Here is a 25,981-nt window from a genome sequence, read left to right on the forward strand (position 1 = left end):
CTTAGCCCGCCTTGGTGGCAGCCTGCGTCGGCAGGTTGTCCTGGATGATGCGATGGATGTCGGCGTCGGCGGCCTTGAGCTGCTGCGCGTAGACATCGGTGGAGAACACCGCGCCGCTGGCAAGCTTGGTCGGCAGCACACTGCCCTGCTGGTCGTGCAGGTTGACGTCGACCTTCATCGACAACCCCAGACGCAGCGGGTTGGCCGCCAGCTGCTTGGGTTCGATGGCGATGCGCACCGGCACGCGCTGCACGATCTTGATCCAGTTGCCGCTGGCGTTCTGCGCCGGCAACAGCGAGAACGCGCTGCCGGTGCCCAGGCCCAGGCTTTCGATCCGGCCGGTGTAATCCACGCCGCCGCCGTACAGATCCGAATGCAGTTCCACGGTCTGGCCCAGGCGCATGTGCTTGAGCTGGGTTTCCTTGAAATTGGCTTCCACCCACATCTGCTCCGGCGGCACCACCGCCATCAGCACGGTGCCGGGCTGCACCCGCTGGCCCACCTGCGCCGAACGCCGCGCGACATATCCGGACACCGGTGCTACCACGCCGGTACGCGCATGGTTGAGGAAGGCCTGGCGCAGCTGCGCAGCGGCGGCCTGCACGTCGGGCTGGGTGGCCACTTCGGTGTCGTCGACCAACGCGCGATTGCGCTCGAAGCTTTCGCGCGAGCCGCTCACCGCCGCTTCGGCGGCAGCGAGTTCATCGCGGGCATGGGCCAGTTCTTCGTTGGAAATCGCACCGCTGGCAGCAAGGTCCTTGCGGCGTGCGAAGTCGGCACGTGCGCTACGCAATGTCACTTCGCGTGCAGAAAGTTCGGCCTGCGCACCTTCCACGCTGCGGTACAGACCACGCACCTGGCGCACGGTCTTGGCGAGGTTGGCTTCGGCCTGCTGCAAGGCGACCGCGGTGTCGGACGGGTCCAGCTGCACCAGCAGCTGGCCGCGCTCCACGCGCATGCCGTCTTCGGCGCCGATGCTGACCACGGTGCCACCCACCATCGGGGTGATCTGCACCTGGTTGCCCTGCACGTAGGCGTCGTCGGTGTCTTCAGACCAGCGCCCGATCAGGAAGTACCACACCACCAGGCCGATGACCGCAAGGATCACCAGGATGGCGACGATGCGCAGCAGTTTGCGGCGCTTGCTGGGTGCGGCCGGCGCGGGATGCGAAGAGGTAGGAGTCGTCTGGCTCATCGTCGATGTCTCAGGAATGCGGTTGTGCGGAAGAGGTCGCGGCGTGTGCGGTGTCGTGCGCAGGCTCCGGCGTAAAGCCGCCGCCCAGCGCACGGCGCAACTTCACCGAGGCCATGAGTTGTTGGGAATGCAGCCCGGCCATGCGCTGGCGCGCGGTGAGCAATTGCTCCTGCACACTCAGCACTTCCAGGTAGCTGCCGATGCCGGCGCGGTAGCGCTGCTGGGCCAGGTCGAACGCGGCGCTGGCGGTCTGCACAGCGTCGTTCTGCGCGCGTGCACGCTGCTCCAGCGAGCGCACCGCGTTGACCTGGTCGGCCACTTCACGCAGGGCGTCGAGCACCTTCTGGTTGTAATCGGCCACCGCCAGGTCGTACTGCGCATCGCTGCCGGCCAAGCCGGCGCGCAGCCGGCCGCCGTCGAAGATGGGCAGGCTCAAGGCCGGGGCCACCACACCGAGGACCGAGCCGCTTTCCAGCAGCTTGCCGACATCGGAGTTGATCACCCCGCCCAGCGCGGTGAGGTTGAGGCTGGGATAGAAGCGCGCCTTGGCGACGGCGATGTCCTTGTCGGCCGCTTCCACGCGCCAGCGCGCCGCCACCACATCGGGGCGACGGCCGAGCAGATCCGCTGGCAAGGCGCTGGGCAGTTGCGGCGGCACGCTCTGGCTCAGCACCGGGCGCGCGATGTCCAGCCCGCGGTCCGGGCCCTGCCCGACCAGCGCGGCCAGGGCATTGCGTGCTTCGTCGATCTGCTGCTGCGCCGATTGCACCTGCTGCTGCGCGGCGGGCACGCGGGCCTGCGCCTGACGCACCTGCAATTCGCTGTCGATGCCGGCGCCGCGGCGGCGCTGGGTCAGCTCCAGGGTTTTCTGCGCACGTGCCAGCTCATCGTTGGCCACGTCCTGCAGATCCCAGGCGTAGGCGAGCTGTGCGTAGCCTTCGGCGATGGCGGCCGACAGGTTGAGGCGTGCCGCCTGCGCGTCCACCTCGGCGGCGTGCGCCTGGTCCACGGCTGCTTCCCACGCGGCGCGCTTGCCGCCCCACAGGTCCACGCCATAGCGGAAGTCCAGCACCACCTGCGCGCTGCCGGCATAGCTGCCGCCGCGCTCCTCGCCCACCATCGATTCGGGCAATTGCAGGCCGGTGTAGCCGCCGGAGACCGACAGGCTGGGGCCGCGGTCGGCCTGGGCAGTGCCGGTGCGCGCCTGCGCCTGGCGCAGCCGTGCATCGGCAGCGGCCAGGCTGGGGCTGTGCTGCAGGCCTTCGGCGATCAGCGCGTCCAGCTGCGGGTCGCCCAAAGCGCGCCACCAGTCACTGGCCGGCCAGGCGGCCGGGCTCAGCTGCGCCTGCCCGAAGGTGCGCTCGGCATGCACGGCGCCGGGCTCCAGCACGGCGCCTTGCGGCGCCAGGCCGCGGCTGCTGGCACAGGCGGCCAGCGCCAGGGCCAGCGTGGTCACGAGGATCGGCCGCAGCCTGCGCACTGCGCGCGGGTGCCGCCTCTGAAGGAAGGAACTAGCAGCGTTCATGAGTTGAGTGCATCGCGGACACGGATGAGAAGAGAGGTGAGTTGCTCGCGCTCGGGCGCCGACAGGTCGCGCAGGCCATGCTCCATGGCGCGTTCGCCGCGCAGCCGCAGGCGCTCCCATAGCGCCACGCCCTGTTCGGTCATGACGATCTGCAGCGCGCGGCGGTCCTGCGCATGTGGCTCGCGCCGCACTGCGCCCAGCGCCTCGAGCTTGTCGAGCAGGCGCGTGACCGCGCTCGGGGTCTGGTCCAGCGCCTGGGCCAGCTCGTTGGCGGTACACGGCGAGCGCACTGCCAGCACTTTAAGGCCCACGTAATGGCTGAAGCCGAAGTCGGGCAGTTCGCCCTTCATTTCGGCATCAAGCTGGCGCATCAGCGCGTCGCGCACCTGGCGCAACAGCAAGCCGAAGGTCGGCGGCGTGGTAGCTGTGGAGTCGATCATGGGGCGTTATTTTGTTCCGAAAAATATATTTGTCAACGCAAATATGTCATCCGGGATAAAACCGATTGCAAGGATCTAGACGATACGCGCCCCGCCAGCTGGCCCGGTAATACAATCTGGCCAATGAATTACGAAAACCGGCCAACCGAGATCGACGCGCTGCCACCTGGCGCGCGGGCCAGCTTCGAATGGGCGGATGGCCCAGTGGTGGTCGCCTTCCGCGCCGATCTGCGTGCGGTGTGGGCGCCGGAGACCGCCTGGCATGCGCATGTGCGCGGCCAGCTGATGTATGTCGAACAGGGCGTCTTGACCGTGCACACCGAACACGGCACCTCCTCGCTGCCGCCCGGCTGTGCCGGCTGGATGCCGCCCGGCCAGCAGCACACCGTGGAGCTGGCCGGGCCGCTGCGTGGCTGGGGCGTGGTGGTGCGGCCGGATGCCTGCAGCGGCCTGCCGGCGCGCAGCGGGGTGATCCGCCTGAGCGGGCTGGCCCGCGAGGTGATCATGCGGGCGGCCAGCTGGCCGCTGAGCGAGGTGCTGGCCGAACCCCTCGATCCGGCCCGGCAGCGCCTGGCGGCGGTCCTGCTGGACGAGCTGTGCCAGGCGCCGATCGAGCATCTGCACCTACCGATGCCGGCCGACCGGCGGCTGCTACGCATCGCCCGGCAGCTGCTCGACACCCCCGCCGACCCGCGCCCACTCGAGGCCTGGGCCACCTGGGGCGGGCTGTCGCCGCGCAGCCTGAGCCGGCACTTCCGCGACGAGACCGGGCTCAGTTTTGCGCAATGGCGGCAGCAGGCGCGTCTGGCCGAGGGCCTGCGCCGGCTCAGCCAGGGCACCGCAGTGGCGCAGGTGGCCGACCAGCTCGGCTACAGCAGCCCCAGTGCCTTCGTCAGCGTCTTCCACCGGCATTTCGGCGCTCCGCCCGCCCGTTATCTGGCCGGCGGCCACGCGCGCGGCTTGGCATCCCCCGCCGCATCCGGATAATCGGCGCTCTTCGAGCCCGCGCGCTGGCGCGGGTTCTTCTTTCGTAGGACCTGGCTTCGCATGACCGATCTGACCCGCCCCACCTTCCATGGCTTCGAGCAGCTGCCGCTGCGCGAGTACGCCGAACGCGCCTATCTCGATTATTCGATGTACGTGGTGCTCGACCGCGCCCTGCCGTTCCTGGGCGACGGCCTGAAGCCGGTGCAGCGCCGCATCATCTTCGCGATGAGCGAGCTGGGGTTGAACGCGGCCGCCAAGCCCAAGAAGTCCGCGCGTACCGTGGGCGATGTGATCGGCAAGTACCACCCGCACGGCGACAGCGCCTGCTACGAAGCGCTGGTGTTGATGGCGCAGCCGTTCTCCTACCGCTATCCGTTGATCGAAGGCCAGGGCAACTTCGGCTCTACCGACGACCCCAAGTCGTTCGCGGCGATGCGCTACACCGAATCCAAGCTCACCCCGATCGCCGAAGTGCTGCTGGGCGAAATCAGCCAGGGCACCACCGACTGGGCGGCCAACTTCGACGGCACCCTGGAAGAACCCACCTGGCTGCCGGCGCGCCTGCCGCACCTGTTGCTCAACGGCACCACCGGCATCGCAGTGGGCATGGCCACCGACGTGCCGCCGCACAACCTCAACGAGATCGTCAGCGCGCTGCTGCACCTGCTCGACGACCCGGACGCCACAGTGGCGCAGCTGTGCGAACACGTGCTGGGCCCGGACTACCCGACCAGCGCGGAAATCATCACCCCCGTTGCTGATCTACGTGCCATCTACGAGACCGGCCACGGCAGCGTGCGCGCCCGCGCCACCTACAAGAAAGAACACGCCAACATCGTCATCGACGCGTTGCCCTACCAGGTCTCGCCGTCCAAGGTGATCGAGCAGATCGCCCAGCAGATGCGCGCCAAGAAGCTGCCGTGGCTGGAAGACATCCGCGACGAATCCGACCACACCAGCCCGGTGCGGGTGGTGCTGGTGCCGCGCTCCAACCGCGTGGATGCCGAGCAGTTGATGGGCCACCTGTTCGTGACCACCGATCTGGAACGCAGCTACCGCGTCAACCTCAATGTGATCGGCCTGGATGGCCGCCCGCAGGTCAAGAACCTCAAGCACCTGCTGAGCGAATGGCTGACCTTCCGCAGCGACACCGTCACCCGCCGCCTCAACCATCGCCTGCAGAAGGTCGAGCGCCGCCTGCACCTGTTGGAAGGTTTGTTGATCGCCTTCCTCAACCTGGATGAAGTCATCCGCATCGTCCGCAGCGAGGACGAGCCCAAGCCGGTGCTGATCGCCCGCTTTGCGCTGAGCGAAGAACAGGCCGAATACATCCTGGAAACCAAGCTGCGCCAGCTGGCGCGCCTGGAAGAAATGAAGATCCGCGGCGAGCAGGAAGCCCTCGCCAAGGAACGCGAGCAGATCCTGTCCATCCTCGGCAGCAAGACCAAGCTGAAGAAGCTGATCAAGGACGAGCTCACTGCCGACGCCAAGAAGTTCGGCGATGCGCGCCGCTCGCCGCTGGTGCAGCGCGGTGCCGCCCAGGCGATCGACGAGACCGAGATGGTTGCCAGCGAACCGATGACGGTGGTGCTGTCGGAGAAGGGCTGGGTGCGTGCAGCCAAGGGCCACGAGGTGGATCCGGCCGGCATGTCGTACCGCGACGGCGACGGCCTGCTGGCCGCCGTGCGCAGCCGCAGCACCTACCACGTGGCGTTCCTGGATTCGGACGGCCGCGCGTACTCCACGCTGGTGCACACCCTGCCCTCGGCGCGCGGCAACGGCGAACCGCTGACTGGGCGTTTTTCACCGGCCTCCGGCGCCTCGTTCCAGGTGCTGGCCAGCGGCGAGAACAATGCCCGCTTCGTGCTGGCGTCCTCGCACGGCTATGGCTTCGTGACCCGTTTCGAAAACCTCACCGGCCGCAACAAGGCCGGCAAGGCGATGCTCAACCTGACCACCGGCGCGCATGTGCTCACGCCAGCGCAGGTGCTCAACCCGCAGACCGACCGCATCGTGGCGGTGACCAGCGCCGGCAACCTGCTGGCGATCACGGCCTCGGACCTGCCCGAACTGGACAAGGGCAAGGGCAACAAGCTCATCGAGATCCCCAAGGCCAAGCTCGGCACCGAACGCGTGGTCGCCGTGGCCGCGGTCGCCCCGGGCAACACCTTGCTGGTGCGCAGTGGCGCACGCGTGATGAGCCTGTCGTTCAAGGATCTGGACACCTATGTGGGCGCGCGTGCGAGCCGTGGCGCGTTGTTGCCGCGTGGATGGCAGAAGGTGGATGGGCTAGACGTGCAGTAAGAGGTGTTCACCAGCCGGGCGCGCGGCGGCGCGTTTGGCACTGCCGCGCTTTTGGGTCACTGAGGCGCGGCAGGAGGTTGGTGGATTAGACGTGCAGTAATGGGTGTTCACCAGCCACACGCGCGGCGGCGCGTTTTCCCATCAACGAATGCCGAGCACTGCGCCCTCATGCGCATTGCTGACCAAGCCTGCGCCCACGCAAGCATGCATAGCACTGTGCCCGCAGTTGGTTGCCATCGCACATCCCACCGCGGTGTTCAAAGTGGGCCAATGATCACCGCGCCAAAGCGCAGCTGGAGAAACACGATGGACACAGAGTTCTGGATACAACGCTGGCAGGCCGGCCAGACCGGCTTTCATCAGGACGAGGTGATGCCGCTGTTGCAGAAGCACTGGCCCGCCGTACAGGCGCCGCCTGCTGGTCGCGTGCTGGTCCCGCTGTGTGGCAAGAGCCTGGATATGCACTGGTTGGCCGCGCAAGGCCACCGCGTGCTTGGCGTGGAGCTGTCGCCGCTGGCAGTCACGCAGTTTTTTGCAGCAGCGGGGATTGAACCGCAGCGCCACACCAGCAACATGGGCGAGCACTATGTTGCCGGCCCGATCGAGATCATCTGCGGTGACGCATTTGCGCTGGATGCGCAGGTGCTGGCTGATTGCAGCGCCGTCTATGATCGTGCGGCGTTGGTGGCACTGCCTGCCGACCTGCGCCAGCAGTATCTGCACACCGTCTATGCGCGCCTGCCTGCGCAGTGCCGTGGTCTGCTGATCACCCTGGAGTATCCGCAAGCCGAAAAAGCCGGCCCACCGTTTTCGGTGGACGCAGCCGAGGTGCATGGCTTATTCGATGCCCACTGGCAGGTGCAACTGCTGGAGCAACGCGACATCCTCGACCAGGAGCCGCGCTTCCGCGCCGATGGCGTCACCACGCTGGCAACCGGCGTGTACCGTCTGCAGCGCAGCGGATCGACATAGGCGGGAACGGCTGAGCCGCGCGGTGATCGCAACGGCGAGCGTGCGAGTCTTCCGCACGCATCGACAACACGGCACTGTTGATGCGGTGACTCACGAGAACTGCACCGACCCGACGCAAGAAACCACCCTGCGCAACTGACAGCTGCCACCCCACGACACGCAGGCAGCACGCCTCAACCACGTACCCGCTTACACTCCGCCACGCAGACCTAGCGCTGCGCGGCGTCGAGACCGGATTTACCCGGCCACGTGACCCTTGTCGATCTTCGAGGTCTGGTACAGCTCCAGGCCGATGCGCTTGATCAGGCCGAGCTGCTGCTCCAGCCACCAGGCATGATCTTCCTCGGTGTCCTGCAACTGCTTGAGCAGCATGTCGCGGCTCACGTAGTCGCCGTGGTCTTCGCACAGCTTCATGCCGGCGGCCAGCGCAGCGCGCACTTCGTATTCCACGACCAGATCGCGCTCCAGCATCTCCACCACGGTCTTGCCCGGCGCAAACTCGGCAGGTCGCATGTCCGGGTCGCCTTCCAGGAACAGGATGCGACGCAGCAGCGCGTCGGCATGCTCGGTTTCCTCTTCCATCTCGTGATTGATGCGCTCGTACAGCGCCATCAGGCCCTGATCCTCGTAGCGACGCGAATGCAGGAAATACTGGTCGCGTGCCGCCAGCTCGCCACGCAGCAGCTGCTTGAGGTAATCGACGACTTCGGGATGGCCTTTCATGGTGTGCTCCAGCAACGCAATGCGCGCATGGTGCCCGAAGCGGGCGGGCAATGATCTAATCGGAATCACTTTCAGTTGCGCTTGCAGGCGGACCGGCAACGGTCACGCACCGGCGCGACACTGGTCACAGATGAATCGCTCAAGGAATCGATGATGCGCAAATGGCTGCGCCGGCTGTTGCTGGCCCTGGTGGTGCTCACCCTGCTGGTCACGCTGGGGCTCTACCTGGCGGTGCGTGGCAGCCTGCCACGGCTGGACGGCGAGACTGCGCTGCGTGGCCTGGGCGCACCGGTCAGCGTGCTCCGCGATGCGGGCGGCGTGGTCACCATCGACGCCACCAGCCAACGCGATGCGCTGCGTGCGCTCGGGTATGTGCACGCGCAGGAGCGCTATTTCGAAATGGACCTGATGCGCCGCGCACCGGCTGGCGAACTGTCCGAACTGTTCGGCCCTGCTGCGCTGGACCTGGACAAGCGCAACCGCGTGCACCGCCTGCGCGCCCGCGTGCACGCCAACCTGGACGTGGCCGCCGGCAGCGAGCGTGCGGCACTGCAGGCCTATACCGAGGGCGTAAACGCTGGGCTGGCGGCATTGCGCGTGCGCCCATGGCCGTATCTGTTGCTGCGGCAGACCCCGCGCGCCTGGACGCTGGACGATTCCATCCTGACCGGCATGGCGATGTACGCCGAACTGCAGGACAACGACAACCAGACCGAACTGGCCGCTGCGCGCATCCGCGCGGTTGTACCGCCGGCACTGGCCGCCCTGCTCGATCATCAGGGCTCCAGCTGGGATGCACCGCTGTTCGGCCCGGCGCTCGGCGATGCGGTGTTGCCGGATGCTGCCGCTGTCGACCTGCGCCGCCTCCCGCACCCGTCCACCGCGCCCGGCGCCGAGGCCCCCACGCCCGGCAGCAACAACTTTGCCGTGGATGGCAGCCTCACCGCCGATGGCCGCGCCATCGTTGCCGACGACATGCACCTGGGCCTGCGCGCACCCAATATCTGGTTCCGCGCGCGCCTGCGCTATCCGGATGCACGCGCGCCCGACGGCAAGGTGGACGCCACCGGCTTCACCCTTCCCGGCCTGCCCGCAGTGGTGGTCGGCAGTAATGGGCATGTGGCATGGGCGTTCACCAATAGCTACATCGACACCGCCGATTTCGCCCGCATTCCGGCTGACCAGGCAGGCCGCACCATCCCGCTGCGCGATTACACCGAAACCATTCGCGTCGCCGGCGCCGCGCCAGTGCCGTTCACTGTCCGCGAGGCGGCATGGGGCCCGATCCTGCACACCGAGGCCAACGGCGATCTGCTCGCCTTGCGCTGGGCGGCGCAGCTGCCCGGTGCAATCCGCCTGGATTTCGCCGAGATGGTCAACGCCGGCGATCTGGAGGCCGCCTTCGCCGTGGCCGACCGTTCCGGCATCCCGGCGCAGAACCTGCTGATTGCCGACCGGAGCGGGCGCATCGGCTGGCGGCTCATCGGCGCGCGGCCAGCGCGCAACCCGGGCTGCGGGCCCAGCGGGATTGCCGAGCTTGCGCCCACCACGCCCGCTTCGAATGGCACCGTCGCGCCGGGCAATTCGCCTGGCGGCTGCGTGCCCTGGCCGCTACGCAGCGATGCCGCGCCGTCGCTGATCGACCCACCCACGCACCGCCTGTGGACCGCCAATAGCCGCATCGTCGATGCGCAACAGCTCGCCATCCTGGGCAATGCCGGTTACGACCTCGGCGCGCGTGCGCAGCAGATCCGCGACGACCTGTTCGCCAAACAGCGCTTCACCGAACGCGATCTGCTGGCCATCCAGCTCGATGATCGTGCCGTGCTGCTCACGCGATGGTGGCAGCTGCTGCGCAGTGTGGTCGAACACAGCAAGGACCCGGCGCTGCAACAGATCGAAGTGGCGACACGGCAGTGGAGCGCCCATGCGGCCACCGATTCGGCGAGCTACCGCATCGTGCGTGGCTTCCGTGGCATGCTGCTCGATACGCTTCAGGCCGGCCTGCTCGCCCCCGCCAAAGACGCACTGGGCGAGACCTTCCTGCCGCCGCGCCGCGCGCAGCTGGAAGGCATTGTCTGGCCGCTGCTGCAGCAGCGCCCGGCCAACCTGCTGCCGCCGCCTTATCGCAGCTGGGAGCAACTGCTGGACGAGACCGCACACGCACTGCATGCCGATCTGGCCTCACAAGGCGACACGCTGGGCGAGCGCACCTGGGGCGAACGCAATACCGCCGCCATCTGCCATCCCGTCGCGCGTGCGCTGCCGGCGGTGGCGAAACATGTGCTGTGCATGCCGCCGGACCAACTCCCAGGCGATCGAGACATGCCGCGCGTGCAAGGCCCGGCCTTTGGCGCCTCCGAGCGCATGGTGGTCTCCCCCGGACACGAGCGCGACGGCATCGTACACATGCCAGGCGGGCAAAGCGGCCACCCGCTGTCGCCGTTCTGGGGCGCCGGCCACGACGACTGGGTCCATGGGCGCCCCACGCCGTTCCTGCCCACCGCCACCCAATACACGCTGCAGTTGCGGCCGGAGTAGCGGGTTCCGTTCTCTCACCTGGGCAGGCCGCTCTGCTCGGCGTACAGCTACGCGGCGCCAGCGAATTGCCGCATGCCCACCGCGCAATGCGTGGGCGTCTTTCACGGACTAGTCGCAGCGCCGTTCCAAACGCTGCGCCCGAGACGAACCCAACCGCGCAACCCGCCATGCTAAGATGCATTTGATAACCATTCCCATTGGTAAACAATGCGCCCCACGCTTCTTGTCACTGCGCTTGCCGCCGCACTCCTGCTGCCCCCGCCGTCCGCGCTTGCCCAGCACACCACGCCCGCACCCACCGAGCTAGATGGCGTGGATGTCATCGGCCGTGCGCAAACCTTGTACAAGTCCGACGACGCCGCGGTGGGTACGCGTACCGATACGCCGCTGGCGTTGGTGCCGCAATCGGTGCAGGTGCTGCCGCGTGAGTTGATCGACGACCAGGCCGCACGCCAGATCACCGATCTGTATCGCAGCATTAGCGGCATAAGTTTCTTCAGCTATGCCGGCGTCACCTTGCGTGGCTTCCGCCAGGAAAACGTGCTGTATGACGGGCTGCGTGGCGACCCGTACGCCGGCTTTTCGGTGCCGCAGCTGTTCAATATCGAACGCGTGGAAGTGCTCAAGGGCCCCGCCGGCGCGCTGTACGGCGGCGGTGAGCCGGGCGGTGTCATCAACTACGTGACGCGCAAACCCAGCCATCAGGCGTTGCGACGGGTGGAGCTGCAACTGGGCAACCAATCGTTCGGCGCGGCATCGTTCGAAGCCACCGGCCCGGCACGCGAGGATGGCCGCATCCGTTACCGCATCGGCGCCTATGCCGACGGCGAGGACGGGTTCCGCTGGAACACCGACAGCGAAAGCCAGATCGGCGATGCGTCGGTGGCATTCGATATCGGCGAGACCGGCGAGCTCACGTTGCAATACACCGACATCACCCAGAACCTGGGCGGCAACCGCTTGCGTGGCGTGCCGGTGGACGATGACGGCAACTTCCTGACCAACCGGCGCTGGAATCACAACGAATCCACCGACTTCCTGGACATGCGCGCCAAGGTCGCCTTCGCGCAATACAAATTCGCCCCCTCCAGTGCGTGGGACGTGGACATGGCGCTGCGTTGGTTCAAGAACGACGAGCACCAGATCTACCACGAGCCCATGGGCTTGATCGACCGCGATGGCGACGGCACCGCCGAGTGGATGACCCGCCAGTTGCGTAACCAGTACCGCGACAACGACGCGCTTTCCAGCAACGTCAACGCGGTGTTCCGCACCAGCACCGGTGCGATCGGCCACAAGCTGCTGATGGGCGCGGACTACTACCGCCTGGATGCGGATTTCCGCGCGCAAACCGCCAACACCGCCGACACCGGTCGCACGCGCGGGCCGGTACCTGGCATCGATCTTTTCAATCCGGTCTACGGCCGCAGCGGCTTTTACGACTACGGCCTGGACACGCTGCCCTGGCGCGCCACCAGCACCCGCAGCCAACGCTATGGCGCCTACCTGCAGGACGAACTCACCCTCACCGAGCGCTGGTTCGCGATGGCCGGGCTGCGCTGGGATGGCTTCAAGGACGACAACCGCCTGGATGGCTCGCGCATCACCGGCAACGACCTCAGCTGGCGCGTCGGCAGCACCGTGGTGTTGCGCGAGGGCATCAACGCCTACGCCAGTTACGCCAGCGGCTTCCTGCCGCAGGATGCGGCCAACCAGGACAGCAGCGTCGGCGGCCCGTTCGATCCCGAGCGCAGCACGCAGTGGGAAGTGGGCCTGAAGACCGCGCTCAACGACGGCGGGCTCACGCTCAACACCGCGCTGTATCGCATCGAGCGCAGCAACATCGTGCAGGCGAACGGCAGCATCGTCGATGGCGTCAACCAGCTCTCGGCGCTGGGCCTGGTCCGCAGCGAAGGCCTGGAAGTGGATCTGCTGGCCGACCTCACCGAGCGTTGGGTGCTCAACCTCACCTACGCCTACAACGACGCGCGCGTGCTGGATGCCGGCACCAACGGCATCACCAATGCCTCCGGCGATCGCTTTGCCAATGCACCGCGCAATACCTTCGGGCTGTGGACGCGCTATGAGCTACCGGCGTGGAACTCGGCCGTTGCGTTCGGCGCCGATTACGTCGGCGAGCGTCTGAGCCTGGAAGGTCAACGCGTCAAACCGTACGCCATCTTCGACATCAGCTGGCAGACCCAGTGGGATGCGTGGAAACTGCAGGTCAACGTCAAGAACCTGTTCGACAAGGTGTATGCGGCCAGCGGTTTCACCGAACGCACCGGCCACTTCCCCGGCGAGCCACGTCGCATCTACGCGCAGCTGGCCTACAGCTTCTGAGCCTGCTGCACAGCGCTGCTGCGCGGCCACGGAGCCGCGCAGCAGCGCGCTACGATCAACATCGCAGATGCGCTGCATCGCACGGCGCTGTACGCGCATCGCTGCGCTACCTGATCATCAATCGCGCCCCTGCCGCATCACAGCGCCAACGGTGCAGCACCAGAGTGCGCAACCGCGCACAGTTGGCTCACCGCCACGTTGACCGCCATGAACCTGCGCCGACCATGTGGGCCGATGTCGGCTGGAACTTAACGCCTGGTGCGACACACTAGAGGCCGTCGCGATTGGACGCTGCATCGCACCCATCGCCCCCCTCCCCTCACTGACCGGAATCCGCATGCCTCTGCTTGCCCGCTCCGTTTCCGCCCTGTTGCCCCTGGTCTTTGCGACCGCTTGCTCGGCTGCACCGCCAGCGCCTGCCGGCCCACCTGCGGCGCCTGTCGCCAGCTGCACCGCCAAGGTGCGGCCGGGCCAGGACCTGCAAAAAGCCATCGACAAGCTGCCGCAAAGCGATACGCCTGCCGTGCTGTGCCTGGAAAAAGGCGAGTTCCCGCTCAACGGGCTGGTATCGATCCACCGCGGCAACCTCACCGTGCGCGGTAAAGGCCCGGCCACCGTGCTGCGCATGGCCGATGGCGTGCAACAGCCGGTGCTGGTGGTTGGCGATTACGAGAACCAGCAGCCCACCGGTGTGATCCGCAACGTCAGCATCGAAGACATGCAGATCGTGGCCAGCACCGGCGACAAGGAATTCATGCCGGAGCGCCCGTACCTGAGCAACAGCGCGGTGGTGGTGCGTTCGGGCCAAGGCATTCGCCTGGCCGGCCTGCAGGTCAACAAGTGCCGCAGTGCGTGCCTGCTCAGCGAATACGACACGCGCGAGATCACCATCGAACGCAATGATGTCTCCGGTGCCATCTGGGACGGCGTGTCGTTCAATCGCACCGCCAAGGTGACGATGATGAATAACTACATCCACGACAACGTGGCTGCCGGCCTCACCACCGAGCACCTGGAAGACAGCGAGATTCGCGACAACCGCTTCGAGCGCAATGGCAGCCAGGGCATCTATCTGTCGGATGCGCGGCGCAACCGCTTCACCAACAATCAGTTCGATGGCAACAAGGTGGCGGGCATCTTCCTGGCCTGCGCCATCCGCTATCGCACGCCGGAAATCCTGTGCTGGGACAACAGCATGAGCCAGGACAACCTGTTCGAGAACAACCGCTTCGCCAACAACCCGTTTACCTACACCATCGGCGTGGACCGTGCGGCCAACTGCAGCGCGGCCGACTTCAAGCCCAACGTGTGGCGTAACAACCAGGCCGATGTGGCCGGCGTGGATATCGAGCCGCAGCGCTACGGCTACTGCGTGCGCCACGAGTAAGCGCAACGATCAAAACCGCTACGCAGCCGACAGGTGGGCGTGGCCGGTGCTCGGAATACGCACGTACACCTCCGCTCTGGTTCCCCGCGCCGTCCGCATCTACCTGGCGATTGCTCGCTACGTTTCCTAATCGGCTCGAAGCGCCGCACTGGCATGGCCGGCGCCCTTGGGCTGCCGGCCATGCTGTAGCGCAGTCGTTTGATCAGGAGGCCAACGCCTGCGCGTGCACGCCGGCAATCGCACGGCCCGACGGATCGGCCATCGCCGCAAAGCTCGCGTCCCAGGCAATGGCCGTCGGCGACGAACACGCGATGGATTTGCCACCCGGCACCGTCTCCGCAGCGGCCTGGCTGGGGAAGAACTGCTCGAACAGACTGCGGTAGAAATACGCTTCCTTGGTCTGCGGCGGGTTCACCGGGAAGCGCCGGTCGGCCGCCGCCAGTTCGCGGTCGCTCACGTGCGCGGCGGCATGTGCCTTCAGGCCGTCGATCCAGCCATAACCAACGCCATCGCTGAATTGCTCCTTCTGCCGCCACAGGATCGATTCCGGCAGATAGCCGGCAAATGCCTCGCGCAAAATGCCTTTCTCGATGCGGGTAGCACCGGTGCTGGTCTTGTCGATCATCTTGAAGCGCGCGTCCATGCGCATCGCCACGTCCAGGAATTCGCGATCCAGGAACGGCACGCGCGGCTCCACGCCCCAGGCCATCATCGACTTGTTGGCGCGCAGGCAATCGTAGTTGTTGAGCGCATCGAGCTTGCGCACCAGTTCTTCGTGGAATTCCCGCGCATTGGGCGCCTTGTGGAAGTACAGGTAGCCGCCGAAGATCTCGTCGCTGCCTTCGCCGGACAGCACCATCTTGACGCCCATCGCCTTGATGCGCCGCGCCAGCAGGAACATCGGCGTAGACGCACGAATCGTGGTCACGTCATAGGTCTCGATGTGGCGGATCACTTCCGGCAACGCATCCAGGCCTTCTTCAAAGCTGTATTCGAAGCCGTGGTGCACGGTACCGAGCGCGGCGGCGGCCACCTCGGCGGCGGCCAGATCCGGCGAGCCGGTCAGGCCGATTGCGAAGGAATGCAGACGCGGCCACCAGGCTTCGGTGGTGTCGTTCTCTTCGATGCGATGCCGCGCGTAGCGCGCGGCCACCGCCGCCACCAACGACGAATCCAGGCCACCGGACAGCAGCACACCGTAGGGCACGTCGGTCATCAGCTGGCGATGCACCGCGCGCTCGAACGCCTCGCGCAGCTCTTGCAGCGGCACCTGCACGTTTTCCACTTCGCTGTATTCGCGCCACGAGCGCTCGTAGTAGCGGCTCAATGCGCCGGTGGCGCTGTCGTACCAATGACCAGGCGGAAACTGCGCGGCATCGGCGCAATCGTCCACCAGCGACTTGAGTTCGGACGCCACGCGCAGGCGGCCTTCGCGGTCGTGGCCCCAGTACAACGGCACCACGCCAATCGGGTCGCGCGCGATGATCACCCGCCCCGCGGCCTTGTCCCACAGCGCGAAGGCGAAGATGCCATTGAGGCGGTTGAGATAGGAGGCCGGTGCATCTTCGCGGTACAGCGCGTTGATCACTTCGCAGTCCGAGCCGGTCTGAAAAGCGTACGGCTGCAATAACTCGCCCTTGAGTTCGCGATGGTTATAGATCTCGCCGTTGACTGCCAACGCCAGGCTGCCGTCCTCCGACAACAGCGGCTGCGAACCGCCCGCCGGGTCGACGATGGCCAGGCGCTCGTGCACCAGGATGGCACCAGCATCGACGTACACGCCGCTCCAGTCCGGCCCGCGATGGCGTTGCCGCTGCGAACATTCCAGGGCCTGCCGGCGCAGGGCCTGCAGGTCGTCGCCGGGTTGCAGGCCGAAGATACCGAAGATGGAACACATGGAGACACTCCTGGAAAAGTCGTGATGGGCGGCCGAAGGATCAACGCAGTGCAAGACGTCACCCATAAAAAAAACCCGCATCGGCCGATGCGGGTTTTCTGGAAACTGGGCGTGGGTGTTGGTACTTCGCCTAGTCGCAGACCCGCATCGGCCGCGCACGATTATTCGCGCGCAGATTGCTGCGGTGATTGGCGTTGGCGACGTTGGACTGAGACGATGTCATGGGCCGACCGTATCCCGCTTTCAACGGCGACGCAACTGTTGCGATGGCAACCAAGCAGGGCCGGCAAGCCCGGCATTCAAAGGCCGCCGCGCGATCGCGGACGCGTTGCGCGGATAATGTCGCCCCCGTCGTCGGAAGCCTCTGCAATGACCCCACGCATCGGACGCCTGGCGTTTGCGGCCCTTATCCCACTCGTGCTGCTGCAAGGGTGCAGCACGACGGCGCCGCGCACCGACCCTGCCAAACTGCGACAGCTGGAGCAGACGGCTGCCGATGGTAGTTTTGACAGCATCTGGGAGGTCGCCAGCCAACTGGAGAGCCGCAACGATCCGCGCGCCATCGGCTGGTATGAGCGTGCCGCCGCGACCACGCCGTGGACCTTCCGCAATGCCCTTGCCGAGCTGGCACTGGGCCGGATCTGGGCAAGCGGGACGCTTACGCATGCAGACAGCCCCTACATCGACCAGCGCGCGGCGTTGCGGGCATCGCCGCGCAAGGGCGAACGCTGGTATCTGGCGGCGGCCATGCACGGCAGCCCGTATGCGATTCGCGAGCTCGCCAAATTCCACCGTGACCGCGGCGAAGCGGCCGCTGCGTTGCGCTGGGATTTGCGCGTCGCGATCTACGAGCGCGCCGCCTCCGGGCCGTCAGGGCTTCCCGCCACCATCGCGCCACGCGACGGCGACATCCATCCGCTGGTGCGCGACATCCAACGCCGTGCGCGTGGCGGTGACGCCGAGGCGCAGGTCGATCTTGGGGCGCTCTACGAAAAGGGAATGGGCGGCGTGAACAGGGATGGTGCCGAAGCGCTGCGCTGGTATCGACGCGCGGCCGACCAGGGCAATGTGTATGGAGAATATTTCTACGCCCTACTGCTGGGACGCGGCAGCAGTGGGGTAACGCGCGACGAGGAAACCGCGGCGATCTGGTTTGCCAAGGCGTCCGCACAGCGGTTCTACATCGCCGACGCATCGCATTGGCGCGAGGCGATAAAACCACCGTTCTGGACCTTCGACTAGGCACTCTCGCTGGCGTGTTCGTACGGCCCGGCGACGCGGCGCGGTGTAAACGAGATGCTGCTGCAGCACCAAGTTCGCAGCGCACACGGTAGGACGCGCGCATCAGGATCAACCTGCCACGCATCGCTGCCGGCAGTGACGAGCGTCGCGCATGGCGTGCGTCAAATGTCGGCCTGAAGCGCCTGCAACACTTCAGACCAGCAGACGCTCGACGAGCGTGCGGTACAGCGCCGGCAGCGCTTCCAGATCGGCCACGCGCACGTGCTCGTCCACCTGATGGATCGATGCATTGACCGGGCCGACCTCGATGCACTGCGCACCCAGCGGTGCGATGAAGCGCGCATCGGAGGTGCCGCCGCCGGTGCTCTCTTCGGGCGGTACCCCGGCGAATGCGCCGAGCACTTCGCGGGCCACGCGCCGCAGCGTGCCTTCGGGCGTGTAGAACGGCTCGCCGCTGCGGTGCCAAGCCAGCGTGTAAGTCAGCGCATGCCGCTCCAGCAGCGCGACGATCTCGCGCTCGAGCGTCTCGGCATTCCAGTGCGGCGTGTAGCGCAGATTGAAGGCCACCTGCAGCTCGCCGGGAATCACGTTGTTGGCGCCAGTGCCGGCGTGGATATTGGAGATCTGCAGGCTGGTAGGCGGGAAGCTCTCGAAGCCATCGTCCCATTGCCGCGCGATCAATTCGGCCAGCGCAGGCGCCGCCAGGTGGATCGGATTGCGCGCCTTGTGCGGGTAAGCCACGTGCCCCTGCACGCCTTTGACGATCAGGTTGCCGGACAGGCTGCCACGGCGGCCCACCCGCAGCAGATCGCCCAACCGCTCGGTGGACGATGGCTCGCCGGTGATGCACCAGTCGATCTGCTGGCCGCGCTCGGCAAACAGCCGGGCCACATGGCGCACGCCGTCGATGGCATCCCCTTCCTCGTCGCTGGTCAGCAGTACTGCCAACGTGCCCGGGTGCTCCGGATGGGCAGCCACAAACTGCTCGGCAGCCACCACGAACGCAGCCACGCTGCCTTTCATGTCGGCCGCACCGCGGCCGTACAACACGCCATCGCGCACCTGCGGCGCGAATGGGTCGCTGGTCCAATCGCTCGCCGGCCCGGGGGGCACCACGTCGGTGTGCCCCAGCAACACCAGCACGGGTGCGCCACTGCCGTGCGTGGCCCACAGGTTATCGACGGCGCCCAGCCGCAGGTGTTCGCACGCGAAGCCGGCAGCGCTCAGGCGATCGGCGATGAGCGCCTGGCAGCCCGCATCGGCGGGCGTCACCGAGGCGCGTGCGATGAGGTCGCAGGTCAGTTGCAGGACGTCGCTGGTCATCATGGTCTCTTGGCAAGGGACTGCATGCAGCGCATGCGTGGGAGTGCAGCATGCGGCAACGCGCGCCACCGCGCGGGCCGCCAGGCGAAGCGATGTTGCCGCGCAGGTTCAACCCACGGCGAAGCGCGCCTTGAAGCCGTTGTCGGAGAACCCCTGGCTCAGCGTGCCATCGTCGGTCAGCACCACCGGGCGGCGGATCAATTGCGGGTACTCGCGGAGCAGCAGTTTCCACTCTGCCTCCGAGCCGGGCGTTTTCTTGTTGTCGGGCAACTGCCGCCACGTGGTCGAGGACTTGTTGATCAAGGCATCGAATCCACCGGCTTTGCCGGCCCATTCCAGCAAGGTGTCCGGTGCGGGCGTGTGCTCGCGGTAATCCACGAACGTGTAGGCAACACCAAAGCGATCCAGCCACTTGGTGGCCTTTTTGCAGGTATCGCAGTTCTTCAATCCATATAGCGTGGTCATGTCGTGCTCTCTTCAACTGCCTGGCGCGCGCCTGCACGCGCCAGCAGGGTGGTGGCCAACACGGCGGGGTCTTGCCCGTGCGCAGGCAGGAACACCACCGGTATGCGCTCACCGTGGAATTTCAATGCCAGCCGCACCGGCGGCATCACCCAGGCGGGATCGACCGCACGCAACTGCGCAAGGTCCACACGCTGCGATCGTCCCTGCTGCACGATCTCCAGCGCATCGCCGGCATCGCGCACCTGCGCCCATCGCCCGCACAGCACGAGGTACCGCACGGTCAGCCCCACCATCGCGACGGGCGCCAGCCAGCGCAGTACATCCAACTGCTGCGGGACGCCGTCGCGTGCCAGCGAGCCCGCCACGTAGATCGCAACCCAGCCCAGCCACAGGGCCGGGATGCCCCACCGGATCCAGCCACTGGCCGGACGCGACAGCAGGGTGCCGGCGCGCGTCTGTGCCTGTGCTGTACTCAATCGGCCAGACCGCGCAGCAATTCGTTGACACTGGTCTTGCTGCGCGTGCGCGCATCCACCTGCTTGACGATCACCGCGCAATACAGCGAATGCGAGCCATCCTTGGATGGCAGCTGGCCGGACACCACCACGCTGTACGGCGGCACGTAGCCGTAGGAAATCTCGCCGGTCGCGCGGTTATAGATGCGCGTGCTCTGGCTGATGAACACGCCCATGCCGATCACGCTGTGATGGCCGATCACCACGCCTTCCACCACTTCCGAACGCGCACCGATGAAGCAATGGTCTTCGATGATGGTCGGGCTGGCCTGCAGCGGTTCGAGCACGCCACCGATCCCGGCACCGCCGGACAGATGGCAGTGCTTGCCGATCTGCGCGCACGAGCCCACCGTGGCCCAGGTATCGACCATGGTGCCTTCACCGACGTACGCGCCGATGTTGGTGAAGCTGGGCATCAGCACCACGTCCTTGCCGAAATAACTGCCGCGCCGTGCGACCGCACCGGGCACCACACGCACGCCAGCCTGGCGGAACTCGGCCTCGTGGAAGCCGGCAAAGCGCGACTCTACCTTGTCCCAGAACGGCGCCGGCTGCGCATCGATCACGGCCATCTCGTTGACGCGGAAGTACAGCAGCACTGCTTTCTTCAACCACTCGTTGACGGTCCAGCCGCCCTGCCCGTCCGGCTCGGCAACACGGAACTCGCCGCTTTCCAGGCCATCGATGACACGATTGACGATTGCCCGCGTGGAGCCTTCGATCTCGTCGATGGTCAATGCCGCACGGCGTTCAAACGCGCTTTCGATACCGAACTTCAGTTCGTCACTGCTGACCTGCGCGGTGGGCTGCACGGCCTTCTTGGCAATCGGCAGCTTCTTGGCCGCTGCGGCCTTCTTGGCGGCCGGTGCAGCCACCACGGTGGTCGCCTTCTTGGCAACGCGCGGCGACTTTGCGGCGGCTTGCTTCGGCTGCGCTGGCGCAGCGGTGGCGTTACCGCGCGCGCTCTGCTTGGCGACGGCGGCGGTGCTGGCGGCCGGCTTGGTTGCCGGCTTTTTGGAGGCTGCAGCCTTGGACGCGGACGCGCGCTTGGGCGTTGCAGAAGAAGCGCGCTTGGCGGCTGCGCTGGCGGGAGTCGCGCGCGGCGTGCGCGCAGGCTTCTTGGTGCTCATGGGGGCTCTCCGGGAGGAACTCAGGTGGGGTCGAGACAGGCGCACAGCGCATCGCGCAGCGCCTGCCGGGCAGCATCGGGCAACGGGCGATCGTGCTCGTCGGTAATCTGGAACTGGTCTTCGGCGCGCTCGCCGAAGGTGGCAATGCGCGCGTCGTGCACGCGCAGGTGCTGCATGCGTAACACGTGCGCCACGTCGGCCAGCAGGCCCGGGCGGTCAGGCGCCACCAGGCTGATGCGAGTGCGCCTGCCACCGGCACTTTCGCTGAATTCCACCCGCGGGGCGAAGCGGAAATGCCGCAACTGACGCGGCACCGCGCGCCGTGACGGGCGCACTTTGAGCAGATCGCCCGCCAGTACCTGGCGCAGGGCAGCGGCCAGGCGCTGCGGGTCGCCATCGGCGGAACTGTCCTGCGGCAGCACTTCGAACACGTCGAAGATCGCATCGTGTGGCGCGTCCAGCACGCGGGCGCGGTGGATGCCGTAGCCCTTGCGGTCCAGCGTGGCCACGATCGCCGAAAACAACCCATCGCGGTCGGGCGAATACACGAACACTTCCAGCGCGTCGTTATCGGGTACCGCGCGGCGCGCCTTGACCAGCGTCTGGCCGATCTGCACCTCGATCAACGAGGCCGCTTGCCAGGCCAGTTGCTCGGGCCGGAAACGCAGGAAATTCTCGTCCGGCATGCCCGCAAACTGGCGATCGATGGTGGCATCGTCATGGCCTTGCGCCTGCATCAGCGTACGCGCGGATTCGCGCGCTTCGCGCAGGCGTTCCTCACGCGGCGGCGGGTGTTCCAGACCTTCGCGCAAGGCGCGGCGTGCGGCGAAATACAGATCCGCCAGCAACCGGTCCTTCCAGGCATTCCACAGTTTGGGGCTGGTGCCGGCGATGTCGGCACAGGTCAGCAGATACAGGTAATCCAGGCGCTCGCGCGTGCCCACCAGCGTGGCAAAGCGGTGAATCACCTCCGGGTCGGAGATGTCCTGCTTCTGCGCGGTGACCGACATGCGCAGGTGCTGCTCCACCAGCCAGGTGACCAGCTCGGTATCGCCTTCGCTCAACCGATGCGCCAGGCAGAACGCGCGCGCGTCCACCGCGCCGAGTTCGGAATGATCGCCGCCGCGGCCCTTGGCAATGTCATGGAACAAGCCCGCCAGCAACAACAGCTCCGGCTTGCGCAGGCGCGGCCAGACTTCGTGGGTGATCGAAAAACGCTCGTCGGCGCGGCCGGCGGCAAACAGCGCGATGTTCCGCAGCACCATCAAGGTGTGCTGATCCACCGTGTAGACATGGAACAGGTCGAACTGCATGCGTCCGGACACACTGGCGAACGCGGGAATCCATTGGCCAAGCACGCCCAGCCGCGCCATGCGATTGAGCGTTTCCACCGCACGCGGGCCGCGCAGCAGCGCCATGAACCGGTCGCGCGCGATGGCGTCGGCAACGTCGTACGCAGGTAGATCGCGCAACACTTCGGCCAGCGCGCGCGCAGTCAACGAATGCAGCCCACGCACCTCGCGGTGGGCCGCCCATTGCGCGAACAACGCAAACACCTGCAGCACATCGCCATCCGGCCAGGTGTCGGCATCGGCGGTGAGATAGCCACGGCGCAGGCTGAAACCGGCGTCCAGTTGCACCGGCACCGCTTCGCCATCGAACTGTTCTTCGAAGCGCTGCAGCAGGCGGTCGCTGATCCGGCGAATCAACGCGGCGCTGCGATAAAAGCGCTGCATCATCTTTTCCACGCCCAGGCTTTCCGGGTCGTCGGCAAAGCCCAGTCGCTCGGCCAGGGTCTTCTGGTAATCGAAACGCAAGCGTTCTTCCGGCCGGTTGGCGACCAGGTGCAAGCCGTAGCGCAGGCGCGCGAGCTCTTCGCGTTCGCGCCGCAATGCGGCCGCTTCGTCCATACCGACATGGCCCAGCCCGACCAGCGCTTCCAGGTCCTTGACCCCGAACGCGCGCAAGGCCATCCAGCCCAGCGTCTGCAGGTCGCGCAGGCCGCCGGGGCCGTCCTTGATGTCCGGTTCCAGGTTGTCGGCGGTGTCGCCGAAGCGCTGATGCCGCGCGTGTAGTTCCTCGCGCTTGGCCTGGAAGAATGCGCGCGGCGGCCACACCTGCTGCGGCGCGATCGCTGCGGCCAACGCCGCACGCGCCTGCGCATCGGCCACCAGCGGGCGCGATTCGATCAGTGCGGTGAGCACGGTCTGGTCAGCGGCCGCACTCGTGCATTGCGCGGGTGAACGCACCGCATGGCTGATTGGCAGGCCCACGTCCCACAACAACGCAAACAAGCGCGCCAGCGCCTGCTCGTGGCGTTGTTGCGCAGCGGTCTCGCCCAGCACCAGCAGGTCCACATCCGAACGCGGAAACAGTTCACCGCGCCCATAGCCCCCCACCGCATGCAAGGACAGCCCGGCGTCGGCGGGAATACAGCGCGTCCACGCATTGCGCATCAATTGATCGACGGCGCGCGCGCGCAAGGCAAGCAGACGCTCGGTCGGCTCGCCCTGGTCGAAGCGCTTGCACAGCCGCATGTCCGCATGCACCAGCAGCGGACGGGCCTCGGCGGCCCAGTCGGCGTCGCCGGCGACGCCCGGATCGGGTCTGTCCGCCGGCGTTGCGGTCATGCCGGCGCGGAGGCGTTGGGCGACAGCGTCAGCACATCCACGCCGTCTTCGGTCACCGCCACCATGTGTTCCCACTGCGCGGACAACTTGCGGTCCTTGGTCACCACGGTCCAGCCATCCGGCAGGGTCTTATGGTGATAGGTGCCTTCGTTGATCATCGGCTCGATGGTGAAGGTCATGCCCGGCTTGAGCACCAGGCCCTCGCCCGGCCGGCCGTAATGCATCACCTGCGGTTCGTCGTGATAGACCTTGCCGATGCCGTGGCCGCAGTAATCGCGCACCACGCTGAAGCGCTCGGCCTCGGCAAATTTCTGGATGGCATGGCCCACATCGCCCAGCGTCGCGCCCGGCTTGACCGCGCGGATGCCGCGCCACATTGCCTCATAGGTGGTTTCCACCAGGCGCTTGGCCATCACCGACGGCGTGCCCACGTAATACATGCGGCTGGTATCGCCGTGCCAGCCGTCCTTGATGACGGTGACATCGATATTGACGATGTCGCCTTCCTTCAGGACCTTGGCCGCGCTCGGGATGCCGTGGCAGATCACGTTGTTGACCGAAGTGCACACGCTCTTGGGAAAGCCGCGGTAGCCGACATTGGCCGGGATGGTGCCCTGCACATTGACGATGTGGTCGTGGCAGATGCGGTCCAGCTCGGCAGTGGTCACGCCTGGTTTCACATGCGGGGCCACCACGTCGAGCACCTCGGCGGCCAGGCGGCCGGCGACGCGCATCAGTTCGATTTCTTCTTTGGTTTTCAGATTGACGCTCATGCGGCGGATTATCGCCGATTCCGAGCGAATCTGAATGACTCCGCGCTTTGCACGGCACGCTCGCGCTCGCCGGCGGAAATCCGTCGCAAGGGGGCCGGAACTGTGACGAAGGTCTTCACGCGTCAAAACTGCGTGAAACGGAGTCATCCGTAGGACATCGCATTTTTTACTAAAGACCCAAAAAAAACAGCGGGATAGCTAACCGATTCATGGTTATCTTTGGCACGGACGATGCATTACGAAGAGGGCGACGACTTGGTCGCGTCATCAATGACCTATTCGGTCAAGGAAATGTCCATGCGTAATGTCCGCCCTGTCTTACTCTCTCTCGGCCTGCTCTCGACCGTCGGCATCGCGACAGCAGCAGACACCACCACCTTCAACGTCAAGATTGCCGTGACCAAGGCCTGCACCATCACCGCGGCATCGGCCACGGATGTCGACTTCGGCTCGGTGCTCTCCACCTCTACCGCAAATGCCGATGCAAACGGCAGCGTCACCGCGCAGTGCACCGCATTGACGCCTTACAACATCGCCCTGAGCGCAGGTAGCAACGCCGGGACGGCCAACGATGTGACCACCCGCCGCATGAAGAACACCGATGCACTGGTCACCACCAACAACTTCGTCGCCTATCAGCTCTACCAGGACCTGGGCCGCAGCACAGTGTGGGGCAGCACCAGCGGCACCAATACGCTGAGCCGCACCGCCACCGGCATCAATCAGATCTACCCGGTGTACGGCCGCGTGACCAACCCGTCCGCCGGCAACCCAGCCACTGGTACCTACCAAGACACCATCACCGCCACGATCATCTATTGAGCCCACGCATGCCGCTATCGCTGCTTTCGCCACTGCGTCCGTTGTTATTGCTGGCTTTGTCCGGCCTTGGCCTGGCTACCCAGTCGACCACAGTGCGCGCTGCCAGTCTGCAATTGGCGCCGACCTCGCTCACGCTGACCGCCCAGCAGAGCGCCGATGGATTGTGGCTGAGCAACAGCGGCAGCGCGCCGGTGCAGGTGCAGACCCGCGCCTACCGCTGGACCCAGCGCGAGGGCCAGGATCAGCTCGATCCCACCCAGGAACTGCTGATCAGCCCACCCATGCGCACGCTGGCCGCCGGCGAGCGTCAGCTGATCCGCGTGATCCGCGCCGGGCCGCCGCCACGTGGTGAAGAGGTGTGCTACCGCATCATCGTCGACGAACTGCCCAGCGTCGACGCAGACCGCAACGGCATGCAGTTCGTGCTGCGCTACTCGGTGCCGATCTTCGTGCTGCCACCCGGCATCGCCGCGCCCACGCCGCGGCTGGACACGCAACTGGTAGCCGGCAGCGACGGCAACGCGCAGATCCAGATCCGCAACACCGGCAACGGCCATGCACAGGTGGCCGATCTGCGACACCTGATCGAAGGCAAGGCCAAGACGGAGTTGAACGGACTGGTGGGCTACGTCCTGCCCGGGCAGACCATGCGCTGGTCGCTCGGCGCGCCGCTGGCACAGTTTGACCGCGGCGCCATCACCGCAAGGATCAATGGTGAGGCTGACGAACGCACCCTGCTGGCCGCGCCGTGATGTGGCGCGGCTGAC

20 protein-coding genes are annotated in these 25,981 nt (G+C 66.4%); 9 read left to right on the plus strand and 11 right to left on the minus strand.

The window, feature by feature from the left end:
- Window position 1: 1 nt before the first annotated feature.
- The 3 genes from QRM60_RS02575 to QRM60_RS02585 are packed head-to-tail and all read right to left on the minus strand — an operon-like array spanning window position 2 to window position 3,157.
- Complete coding sequence (locus QRM60_RS02575; RefSeq protein WP_115530099.1) at window positions 2–1,195, minus strand: HlyD family efflux transporter periplasmic adaptor subunit; 1,194 nt, start codon at window positions 1,193–1,195, stop codon at window positions 2–4.
- A gap of 10 nt (window positions 1,196–1,205) precedes the next feature.
- Window positions 1,206–2,720, minus strand: a complete 1,515-nt coding sequence (locus tag QRM60_RS02580) for an AdeC/AdeK/OprM family multidrug efflux complex outer membrane factor (RefSeq protein WP_285445549.1) — start codon at window positions 2,718–2,720, stop codon at window positions 1,206–1,208.
- Window positions 2,717–3,157, minus strand: a complete 441-nt coding sequence (locus QRM60_RS02585; protein WP_029216859.1) for a MarR family transcriptional regulator — start codon at window positions 3,155–3,157, stop codon at window positions 2,717–2,719. Before QRM60_RS02585 ends, QRM60_RS02580 begins: the two co-directional genes overlap by 4 nt.
- A gap of 126 nt (window positions 3,158–3,283) precedes the next feature.
- On the opposite strand from QRM60_RS02585, the gene QRM60_RS02590 reads away from it, so the two are divergent.
- From QRM60_RS02590 to QRM60_RS02600, 3 genes are all read left to right on the plus strand, one after another.
- Window positions 3,284–4,147 (plus strand): helix-turn-helix transcriptional regulator, encoded by an 864-nt coding sequence (locus tag QRM60_RS02590; RefSeq protein WP_285445550.1) that lies wholly within the window; start codon window positions 3,284–3,286, stop codon window positions 4,145–4,147.
- Between the two features lie 60 nt (window positions 4,148–4,207).
- The gene (gene parC / locus QRM60_RS02595) at window positions 4,208–6,451 is read left to right on the plus strand and encodes a DNA topoisomerase IV subunit A (protein ID WP_076039267.1); all 2,244 of its coding nucleotides are present in this window, start codon (window positions 4,208–4,210) and stop codon (window positions 6,449–6,451) included.
- Between the two features lie 306 nt (window positions 6,452–6,757).
- Window positions 6,758–7,423 carry a thiopurine S-methyltransferase gene (locus tag QRM60_RS02600; RefSeq protein ID WP_285445551.1) on the plus strand — a complete coding sequence of 222 codons (666 nt, stop codon included), beginning with the start codon at window positions 6,758–6,760 and terminating at the stop codon, window positions 7,421–7,423.
- Between the two features lie 237 nt (window positions 7,424–7,660).
- On the opposite strand, the gene bfr is transcribed toward QRM60_RS02600, so the two are convergent.
- Entirely contained in the window at window positions 7,661–8,146 is a 486-nt protein-coding gene (bfr, locus tag QRM60_RS02605) for a bacterioferritin (RefSeq protein WP_042599086.1), read from the minus strand.
- A 153-nt stretch (window positions 8,147–8,299) separates the two neighbouring features.
- Between bfr and QRM60_RS02610 the strand changes: the two genes are divergently transcribed.
- From QRM60_RS02610 to hpaM, 3 genes are all read left to right on the plus strand, one after another.
- Window positions 8,300–10,687, plus strand: a complete 2,388-nt coding sequence (locus QRM60_RS02610) for a penicillin acylase family protein (protein ID WP_285445552.1) — start codon at window positions 8,300–8,302, stop codon at window positions 10,685–10,687.
- A 207-nt stretch (window positions 10,688–10,894) separates the two neighbouring features.
- Complete coding sequence (locus tag QRM60_RS02615; protein ID WP_228418097.1) at window positions 10,895–13,030, plus strand: TonB-dependent receptor; 2,136 nt, start codon at window positions 10,895–10,897, stop codon at window positions 13,028–13,030.
- Between the two features lie 337 nt (window positions 13,031–13,367).
- Window positions 13,368–14,417: a type III secretion-associated outer membrane-bound protein HpaM gene (gene hpaM / locus QRM60_RS02620; RefSeq protein ID WP_161963255.1), complete on the plus strand. Its 1,050-nt coding sequence runs from the start codon at window positions 13,368–13,370 to the stop codon at window positions 14,415–14,417.
- A gap of 202 nt (window positions 14,418–14,619) precedes the next feature.
- Here the strand turns inward: hpaM and asnB are convergent, their stop codons facing one another.
- Window positions 14,620–16,314: an asparagine synthase B gene (gene asnB, locus QRM60_RS02625; protein WP_076036074.1), complete on the minus strand. Its 1,695-nt coding sequence runs from the start codon at window positions 16,312–16,314 to the stop codon at window positions 14,620–14,622.
- 369 nt (window positions 16,315–16,683) lie between these two features.
- Here asnB and QRM60_RS02630 point away from each other — a divergent pair, with 369 nt between their 5' ends.
- Window positions 16,684–17,556, plus strand: coding sequence for a tetratricopeptide repeat protein (locus QRM60_RS02630; RefSeq protein WP_285445715.1), 873 nt, complete (start codon window positions 16,684–16,686; stop codon window positions 17,554–17,556).
- A gap of 192 nt (window positions 17,557–17,748) precedes the next feature.
- Here QRM60_RS02630 and dapE read toward each other — a convergent pair whose 3' ends face one another.
- The 6 genes from dapE to map all read right to left on the minus strand — a co-directional run bounded on the left by dapE (window position 17,749) and on the right by map (window position 24,392).
- Window positions 17,749–18,879 (minus strand): succinyl-diaminopimelate desuccinylase, encoded by a 1,131-nt coding sequence (gene dapE, locus QRM60_RS02635; RefSeq protein WP_285445553.1) that lies wholly within the window; start codon window positions 18,877–18,879, stop codon window positions 17,749–17,751.
- Window positions 18,880–18,987: 108 nt separating this feature from the next.
- A complete protein-coding gene (locus QRM60_RS02640) occupies window positions 18,988–19,344 on the minus strand; it encodes an arsenate reductase (RefSeq protein ID WP_014507250.1) in 357 nt (118 codons plus the stop codon).
- Window positions 19,341–19,820, minus strand: a complete 480-nt coding sequence (locus QRM60_RS02645) for a hypothetical protein (protein ID WP_285445554.1) — start codon at window positions 19,818–19,820, stop codon at window positions 19,341–19,343. The genes QRM60_RS02640 and QRM60_RS02645 overlap by 4 nt, the downstream gene beginning before the upstream one ends.
- Window positions 19,817–20,989 (minus strand): 2,3,4,5-tetrahydropyridine-2,6-dicarboxylate N-succinyltransferase, encoded by a 1,173-nt coding sequence (gene dapD / locus QRM60_RS02650; RefSeq protein ID WP_285445555.1) that lies wholly within the window; start codon window positions 20,987–20,989, stop codon window positions 19,817–19,819. Before dapD ends, QRM60_RS02645 begins: the two co-directional genes overlap by 4 nt.
- A gap of 20 nt (window positions 20,990–21,009) precedes the next feature.
- On the minus strand, window positions 21,010–23,619 hold the full coding sequence (locus QRM60_RS02655) for a [protein-PII] uridylyltransferase (RefSeq protein ID WP_042598706.1): 2,610 nt from the start codon (window positions 23,617–23,619) through the stop codon (window positions 21,010–21,012).
- Window positions 23,616–24,392, minus strand: coding sequence for a type I methionyl aminopeptidase (gene map, locus QRM60_RS02660; RefSeq protein WP_011036574.1), 777 nt, complete (start codon window positions 24,390–24,392; stop codon window positions 23,616–23,618). Before map ends, QRM60_RS02655 begins: the two co-directional genes overlap by 4 nt.
- A 270-nt stretch (window positions 24,393–24,662) precedes the next feature.
- Between map and QRM60_RS02665 the strand changes: the two genes are divergently transcribed.
- A complete protein-coding gene (locus QRM60_RS02665) occupies window positions 24,663–25,214 on the plus strand; it encodes a spore coat U domain-containing protein (RefSeq protein ID WP_029216855.1) in 552 nt (183 codons plus the stop codon).
- Window positions 25,215–25,222: 8 nt separating this feature from the next.
- A complete protein-coding gene (locus tag QRM60_RS02670) occupies window positions 25,223–25,966 on the plus strand; it encodes a molecular chaperone (protein WP_285445556.1) in 744 nt (247 codons plus the stop codon).
- The last annotated feature ends 15 nt before the right edge of the window (window positions 25,967–25,981 follow it).

The organism is Xanthomonas sp. fls2-241-TYG-148 (assembly GCF_030208815.1).
GTDB lineage: Bacteria > Pseudomonadota > Gammaproteobacteria > Xanthomonadales > Xanthomonadaceae > Xanthomonas > Xanthomonas campestris.